This window comes from Sphingomonas bacterium, from assembly GCF_903643065.1.
Lineage (GTDB): Bacteria > Pseudomonadota > Alphaproteobacteria > Sphingomonadales > Sphingomonadaceae > Sphingomonas.
Window position 1 is genome coordinate 1 of the sequence record NZ_CAHJWX010000075.1, and the last position, 7,432, is coordinate 7,432.

10 protein-coding genes and 1 pseudogene are annotated in these 7,432 nt (G+C 68.5%); 4 read left to right on the forward strand and 7 right to left on the reverse strand.

Annotated elements, in window-relative coordinates; genetic code table 11:
- The 6 genes from HUU95_RS04155 to fabD form a co-directional block, all read right to left on the reverse strand.
- Window positions 1-302, reverse strand: a 302-nt coding sequence (locus tag HUU95_RS04155) for an endolytic transglycosylase MltG (RefSeq protein ID WP_174278951.1), incomplete at its 3' end; no start/stop codon positions are given.
- Window positions 302-1,561, reverse strand: coding sequence for a beta-ketoacyl-ACP synthase II (fabF, locus tag HUU95_RS04160; RefSeq protein WP_174278952.1), 1,260 nt, complete (start codon window positions 1,559-1,561; stop codon window positions 302-304). The genes HUU95_RS04155 and fabF, both read right to left, overlap by 1 nt.
- A gap of 101 nt (window positions 1,562-1,662) precedes the next feature.
- Window positions 1,663-1,899 (reverse strand): acyl carrier protein, encoded by a 237-nt coding sequence (locus tag HUU95_RS04165; RefSeq protein ID WP_174278953.1) that lies wholly within the window; start codon window positions 1,897-1,899, stop codon window positions 1,663-1,665.
- 68 nt (window positions 1,900-1,967) lie between these two features.
- On the reverse strand, window positions 1,968-2,711 hold the full coding sequence (gene fabG, locus HUU95_RS04170) for a 3-oxoacyl-[acyl-carrier-protein] reductase (protein WP_174278954.1): 744 nt from the start codon (window positions 2,709-2,711) through the stop codon (window positions 1,968-1,970).
- Window positions 2,712-2,715: 4 nt separating this feature from the next.
- Window positions 2,716-3,153, reverse strand: coding sequence for a GxxExxY protein (locus HUU95_RS04175; RefSeq protein WP_174278955.1), 438 nt, complete (start codon window positions 3,151-3,153; stop codon window positions 2,716-2,718).
- Window positions 3,154-3,191: 38 nt separating this feature from the next.
- Entirely contained in the window at window positions 3,192-4,151 is a 960-nt protein-coding gene (gene fabD / locus HUU95_RS04180) for an ACP S-malonyltransferase (protein WP_174278956.1), read from the reverse strand.
- Between the two features lie 210 nt (window positions 4,152-4,361).
- On the opposite strand from fabD, the gene rpsF reads away from it, so the two are divergent.
- The 4 genes from rpsF (at window position 4,362) to HUU95_RS04200 (ending at window position 7,026) form a co-directional block, all read left to right on the forward strand.
- Window positions 4,362-4,808: a 30S ribosomal protein S6 gene (gene rpsF, locus HUU95_RS04185; protein WP_174278957.1), complete on the forward strand. Its 447-nt coding sequence runs from the start codon at window positions 4,362-4,364 to the stop codon at window positions 4,806-4,808.
- A complete protein-coding gene (gene rpsR / locus HUU95_RS04190) occupies window positions 4,808-5,032 on the forward strand; it encodes a 30S ribosomal protein S18 (protein WP_174278958.1) in 225 nt (74 codons plus the stop codon). Before rpsF ends, rpsR begins: the two co-directional genes overlap by 1 nt.
- Window positions 5,033-5,043: 11 nt before the next feature.
- A complete protein-coding gene (gene rplI / locus HUU95_RS04195; protein ID WP_174278959.1) occupies window positions 5,044-5,631 on the forward strand; it encodes a 50S ribosomal protein L9 in 588 nt (195 codons plus the stop codon).
- Between the two features lie 417 nt (window positions 5,632-6,048).
- Complete coding sequence (locus HUU95_RS04200; RefSeq protein ID WP_174278960.1) at window positions 6,049-7,026, forward strand: hypothetical protein; 978 nt, start codon at window positions 6,049-6,051, stop codon at window positions 7,024-7,026.
- Window positions 7,027-7,035: 9 nt separating this feature from the next.
- Here the strand turns inward: HUU95_RS04200 and HUU95_RS04205 are convergent.
- A pseudogene (locus HUU95_RS04205) lies at window positions 7,036-7,432 on the reverse strand (DNA mismatch repair endonuclease MutL); the annotation flags it as partial.

Genomic DNA, 7,432 nt, shown 5'->3' on the forward strand with positions numbered 1-7,432 from the left:
TTGCCGGACTGGATCAGCCGCAGGATCGCCGCCGCGCTGGCGCGCGCGGGCAGCCGGTACTCGCCCGCCTTCAGCGCCGCGTCCGAGCCGAGGAACCGCGCGCCGTAGCGGAAGCGTCGCGCCGAGCGGATCGCGCCGGCCTTTTCCAGCGCCCGCGCGGTCGATGCCAGCGATGCACCGTCGGCCACCCGAAAGCCGATCGCCTTGCCGCTCGGTCCCGCGCCGCGCCAGTCGTTCACCGCCCAAATCAGCGCCACCGCCGCGAGCACCAGCAGCAGGGCGACGCAGCCGAGCCGGCGCATCAGACCGGCTTCATCACCAGCGAGGCGTTGGTGCCGCCAAAGCCGAAGCTGTTGTTCAGCACCGCCTTGATCGAACGCCGCTTCGCCTGATGCGGCACCAGATCGACGCCCGCGCAATTGTCGCTCGGATTGTCGAGGTTGAGCGTCGGCGGCGCCACCTGATCGCGCAACGCCAGGATGCAGAAGATCGATTCGACCGCGCCCGCCCCGCCCAGCAGATGACCGATCGCCGACTTGGTCGAGCTCATCGACACGCCACCCATCGCGTCGCCGAACAAGCGCCGGACCGCGCCCAGCTCCAGTTCGTCGCCCAGCGGCGTCGAGGTGCCGTGCGCGTTGATGTAATCGATGTCGCCGAGCGCCAGGCCCGACTTGCGCATCGCCATCTCCATCGCGCGATACGCGCCCGAGCCATCGGGGTGCGGCGCGGTGACGTGATAGGCGTCGCCCGACAAGCCATAGCCGATCACCTCGGCATGGATGGTGGCGCCGCGCGCCTTGGCCCGCCCATATTCCTCCAGACAGACGACGCCGGCGCCCTCGCCCATGACGAAGCCGTCGCGAGCCTTGTCGTACGGCCGGCTGCCGCGCGTCGGATCGTCACGAAAGCCGGTCGACAACGCGCGCGCCTGGCCAAAGCCGGCGATGCCGATCGGGCAGATCGCGCCCTCCGCGCCGCCCGCGAGCATCACGTCGGCATCATCCATCGCGATCATCCGCGCCGCGTCACCGATCGCGTGCGCGCCGGTGGAACAGGCGGTCACGACCGCATGGTTGGGACCCATCAACCCGTATTTGATCTGCACCTGACCGGTGATCAGGTTGATCAGGCGCCCGTGGACGAAGTGCGGCGACACGCGCTTGGGGCCCTTGGCGGCAAGCACGAGCGACTCGGACTCGATCCCCGGCAGCCCGCCGATGCCCGAGCCGATCGAGCAACCGGCGCGGAACCGCTCGGCCTCGCTCATCTGCGTCAGCCCCGCGTCCTCCAGCGCCTGGCCGGCGGCGTCGATGCCATAGACGATGAACGGATCGACCTGGCGCTGCACCTTGTGGTCGACGCGCAGATTGGGATCGAAACCCCAATCATGTCCGGCCGGCTTCACCTCGCAGGCGTAATTGGTGTGGTAATCGGTCGCGTCGAACCGCGTGATCGTTCCCGCGCCCGAGCGGCCGGCGACGATGTTGGCCCAACACGTCTCGACATCCGCGCCCAGCGGCGTGACGAGGCCTAGTCCGGTGACGACGACGCGGCGCATCCGCTATTCCTCTGATCGTTCAACACGAAAGCGGCTCCCGACCCGGACGCCGGGTGGGAGCCGCCTGGCCCGCCAAGAACCTGGGCTTCAGCCCCGGGACCTCAGGACTTGTGCTCGTCGATATAGCTGATCGCGTCCTTGACGGTGGTGATCTTCTCGGCCGCGTCGTCGGGGATCTCGACGCCGAACTCCTCCTCGAACGCCATCACCAGCTCGACGATGTCGAGCGAGTCCGCGCCGAGATCGTCGATGAAGCTCGCATCCTCGGTCACCTTGTCGGCCTCGACGCCGAGATGCTCGACGACGATCTTCTTCACGCGGTCGGCGGTCTCGTCCATGATCTTCCCTCTTGGGTCTTGAGTGTTCCTGAACGCCGGTAGAACGCGTCCGGTTGCGGCGCAAGGCGCTACGACAGCATCGCCATTCCGCCATTGACGTGCAGCGTCTGGCCGGTGACGTAGCCGGCCTCGCGTGAGGCGAGATAGACGACGGCGGCGCCGATGTCAGCGCCCGTGCCCAGGTCGCCCGCCGGGATGCGGCCCAGCAGCGCCGCCTTTTGCGCATCGGGCAGCGCGTCCGTCATCGCCGAGCGGATAAAGCCGGGGGCGACACAATTGACGGTGATCCCGCGCGACGCGAGTTCCTGCGCCAGCGCCTTTGACATGCCGACCAGCCCCGCCTTGGACGCGGCGTAATTTGCCTGGCCGGGATTGCCCGTGGCGCCCACCACCGAACTGATCGAGACGACGCGTCCGAAGCGCTGCTTCATCATCGACCGCGCCGCCGCGCGGATCAGCCGGAACGCGGCCTCCAGATTGACGCGGATCACGGTGTTCCATTCGTCGTCCTTCATCCGCATCGCCAGATTGTCCCGCGTGACGCCGGCGTTGTTGACCAGGATGTCGAGCCGCCCGCCCAGCGCCGCGACGGCGGCGGGCACCAGCGCATCGACGGCGGCGGGGTCGGACAGGTCCGCCGGCACCGCGACGGCATCGCCGCCCAGCGTGTCGCGAAACGCGTCGAGCCTGGCCGCGTTCGACCCCGACACCGCGACACGCGCACCCCGCCCCGCCAGCGCGCTCGCGATCGCGGAACCGATCCCGCCGGACGCGCCGGTCACCAGCGCGGTCATGCCTGTCAGGTCGAACATGGGGTCAGGCTCCAGAAGAAGGTTGGTTCACGCGGAGGCGCGGAGACGCGGAGGAAGAAGGAGAGTGGCTGTTTACCACGCGCTTCACGCCTTCCTTGAGCGTGTCGCCGCCGAAATTGATGAGCAGCCCTACGGGCTGGCCCAGGAGGCGCAGGTATGTGAGCAATTGCTTGCCATGCACCGGCAACAGCCGCTCGATCGACTTGATCTCTACGACGAGCCGACCGTCCACGATCAAATCGGCTTTAAATGCGGCCGCAAAGAGGACGCCCTCAAACTCTATGTCGACGGGCCGTTGACGCTCGACGACGTATCCCATTCGCCGCAGGCGATCAGCAAGAACTGTCTCGTAAACGCTCTCCAGCAGGCCCGGCCCAAGATCACGATGCAGGCGGAGGGCCACATCGAGAACGTCGCCGCTCACCTCGTCAATGTCCCGCATCTTCTTCTCCGCGTCTCCGCGCCTCCGCGTGAACCAGTCTATAGCCTCGAAGCCAAGGCCTCCACATCCGCCACCGTCACCACGCTCCGCGCATCCAGCTCCGGCGCGATGCGCTTGACCATGGGCGTCAGCACCTTGCCGCCGAACTCGATCACCTCCGTCACGCCCGCCGCCGCCATCGCCAGCACCGACTCGCGCCAGCGCACCATCCCCGTCACCTGCCGCACCAGCGCCACCCGAATCTCGCCCACGCTGGCGATCGGCGCCGCGTCGACGTTGCAGATCACCGGCACCAGCGGCGCCCGCAGGTCCGCGTCGAGCAGCGCATCCTCCATCACGACGGCGGCGGGCGTCATCAGCGGACAGTGGAACGGCGCCGACACCGGCAGCAGCACCGCGCGCTTGGCGCCCAGCTCCCGGGCCAGCGCCACCGCGCGCTCCACCGCGCGGCGATGGCCGGAGATCACCACCTGCGACGGATCATTGTCGTTGGCGACGGTGCAGGTGAGCGTCGTCCCGCCTTCCGCCAGGATCGAGTCCACCGCCGCGCCCGCGATCACGCCCGCCAGCTCGACATCCGCGCCCAGCAGCGCCGCCATCGCGCCCTCGCCCACCGCCACCGCCGCCTGCATCGCTGCGCCTCGCGTCCGCAACAGCCGCGCCGTCGTGGCGAGGTCCACCGTCGCCGCCGCGCACAGCGCGCTATACTCGCCCAGCGAATGCCCGGCGACATAGTCCGCCTGCTCCGCCAGCCGCACGCCGCCCTCCGCCGTCAGCACGCGCAAGGTGGCCAGCGCGTTGGCCATGATCGCCGGCTGCGCGTTCTGCGTCAGCGTCAGCTCGTCGGCGGGGCCCTGCGCCATCAGCCGCGACAGGCGCTCCCCCAGCGCCTCGTCCACCTCCTCGAACACCGCGCGCGCGGCGGCGGACGCGGCGGCGAGGTCCTGCCCCATGCCGACCGCCTGGCTGCCCTGGCCCGGGAAGATGAACGCGCGCATCGGCCTCTCCTGCTTGATCGCGGGCCGACTAGGACAGCGCGGGTGGCGGTGGCAACCTCGCCCCCGCGCTTGCCTTTCCGCCCCGCCTCGGGCATGGACCAGACACGCGAACGGGGCGGCGGGCACGGGCCTGCCGCCCCGTTCGCGTCAACCGACAGCCGGAGGGGCGTCGCATGGGGCGGCGCCAGCGATCGGCAGGAGAAACGACACATGGCTCTGTACGAGCATGTCTTCCTCGCGCGCCAGGATCTGGCCCAGGCGCAGGTGGACGCGATGGCGCAAGCCGCGACCGAGATCGTCACCGGCCATCAGGGCCGCGTGACCAAGACCGAGAATTGGGGCCTGCGCTCGCTCGCCTATCGCATCGCCAAGAACCGCAAGGCGCATTACGTGATGCTGGAGATCGACGCGCCGGGCGACACCGTCGCCGAGCTGGAGCGCCAAGCCTCGATCAACGAGGACATCATCCGCTATATGACCGTGCGCGTCGACGAGGCCGAGGCCGGCCCGTCGGTGATGATGCGCAAGCAGGAGCGCGACCGCGAGCGCCGCGCCGACCGCGAGGGTCGTGATGGAGGCCGCGACGGCGGCCGTGATGGTCGTGACAGCGGACGCGATGGCGCCCCCCGTCCGCGTCGTGACGAGGAGAACGCCTGATGGCCCGCCCATTTTTTCGCCGCCGCAAGTCCTGCCCGTTCTCGGCCAAGGACGCGCCGCGGATCGACTATAAGGACGTCCGCCTGCTCCAGGGCTTCGTGTCCGAGCGCGGCAAGATCGTGCCCAGCCGGATCACCTCGGTGGCCGCCAAGAAGCAGCGCGAGCTGGCGGTCGCGATCAAGCGCGCGCGTCACCTGGGCCTGCTGCCCTATGTCGTGAAGTGAGGAGCTAGCCCATGGACGTCATTCTGCTGGAGCGCGTCGAGAAGCTCGGCGCCATCGGCGACGTGGTGAAGGTCAAGGACGGCTTCGCCCGCAACTTCCTGCTGCCCCGCAAGAAGGCGCTGCGCGCCAACGAGGCGAACCGCAAGGTGTTCGAATCGAACCGCGCACGGATCGAGGCGGACAACGCCAGCCGCCGCGCCGACGCGGAGAAGGACGCCGGCTCGTTCAAGGACGCGTCGGTGACGCTGATCCGCCAGGCGTCGAACACCGGCCAGCTCTACGGCTCGGTCGCGGTGCGCGATCTGGTCGAGGCGCTGGTCGCCGCCAAGCACAAGGTCGGCAAGGCGCAGGTCGTGCTGGACAAGCCGATCAAGGCAATCGGCCTGTACAACGTGAAGGTCGCGCTGCACCCGGAGGTCGCGGTGACCGTCAAGGTCAACGTCGCCCGCTCCCCCGAGGAAGCCGAGATGCAAGCATCGGGCGTGGACGTGATGTCGGCGATGTTCGAGAAGGACGACGCGGGCTTCACCGAGGATTACGATCCGAACGCCGAACCCGGCGCGACGGCCGAGGTTCAGTCCGCGCCCGCGCAGAACTGATCCGGTATCCAACAACGGCAAAGGGCTGTCCGGCGGAAACGCCGGGCGGCCCTTTCGCTTGGGACAAGGTCTCGCGCGATCAGGGGCAGGTCACGCACGCGCTCAGCACGGCGGCGAACGGGATCAGGGCGCAGACGACTGGGAAGATGTTCTTCATGGCGGTTGCTCGACTGTTGTGACGCTTCGTCGTGCAAAATGCACGATCCGTCAGAAGGTTTCACCGCGATGAACCGCGCCGCGGGGCGAATATGGCGACCGAGATGAGACGAGGCGGCGACCAGCGGGTCGCGCTATCCCTTCCGCCGCGCGCAGCCAGTGCCATTGTCCGGTTCGCCCCGTCGTCGCCGTCAAGTTGGCATGACGGCCCGATGGGTCGCACGGCCGCGCGCGGCGGCGGGGGACAAGGACGGGGGCCTCATGACCGATACCTACCGGGAACAGTTCGACAAGCTGGTCGACTTGGTGCCCAAGAGCGCCAGCTATCTTCAGCGCAACTTGAAGACCGGCGGCGAGATCTGGGGCGAAGTGCCGTCGGGCACGCCGACGCTGCCGCGCCAGCCCTTGCCGCCCAAGACGTTCAAGGACTTCGCCAAGGCGGAGAAGACGTATGGCGACCTCACCGAGAAGATGAAGGGCTCGGGCTTCACGACCAATTCCACCTTCAAGTATCTGACGAACTACGATCATGTCACGCTGATGAACAGCTGGGGCAGTGGCGGCCACCTGACGAGTTGCAACGCGTTCGTGGGCCATGTGACGCAGCATCTGGGCCTGTCCGGCCTGGGCGGCTTCTATGTGGAGGAGCTGCTCACGAAGCTGGGCAAGGCCCAGTTCTGGGTCACCCCGAAGCATGGCGAGCGCCCCCGCTACGGCGACATGTTCGAGACGCGGTCGCATAATCCGGGTGGCTATGAGAACCTGCACGTCGGCTTCAGCCTGCAGATCGACGGCAGCGACTGGTGGACCGTCGAGGGCGGCCAGGGCGGCTCGATCCTCGGCTATGACCGGGTCGCGCGGGTCAAGAAGCCCTGGAACATCGATCACCTGCTCGGCTGGGTCGACATGCGTAAGCTGCTCGGCCACGAGATCGTGCTGCCACCCTGGGCACAGGGAACGTGGCTGATCACGGTCGGCGGCGACCAATATGTCTATGTGATCGACCGGCTCGGGAACGTCATCGAAGCGCCCACCAGCTCGCCCGCCGGTCCGCCCGTGCCGATCGACAAGGCCATGGTCACCTTCGCCACCGGCAAGATGATCCAGCTGAAATGGGCGAGCGAAGCCGGGACGGAGACGCTGACCTATGACTGGGAGAACAGCCTGTGTAGCGTCAACGATCGGCTGAAGGGCGTGTCCGTCAAGGGCCAGCCGCTGTCGGGCGTCAAGGTCAACTGAGCCGGCGGATCAGCGCCGGCCGAACAGCTTCTCGATGTCGCCATGCGCCAGCTTGACCCAGGTCGGGCGGCCGTGATTGCACTGGCCCGAGCGCGGGGTCGCCTCCATCTCGCGCAACAGCGCGTTCATCTCGGCGACCTGGAGCAGGCGGCCGGCGCGCACCGAGCCATGACACGCCATCGTCGCGGCGACATGGTCGAGCCGCTCGGCGAGCGACAGCGCCGCATCGAAGCTCGCCAGCTCGTCGGCGAGATCGATGACGAGCGGCGCCGGATCGGCCTGGCCCAGCGGCGCCGGCGTCGCGCGGACCAGCATCGCCGCCGGCCCGAACCGCTCCAGCTCCAGCCCCCACGCCGCCAGCTCGTCCGCCCTCGCCTCCAGCCGGTCGCAGCCGGGCTCGTCCAGC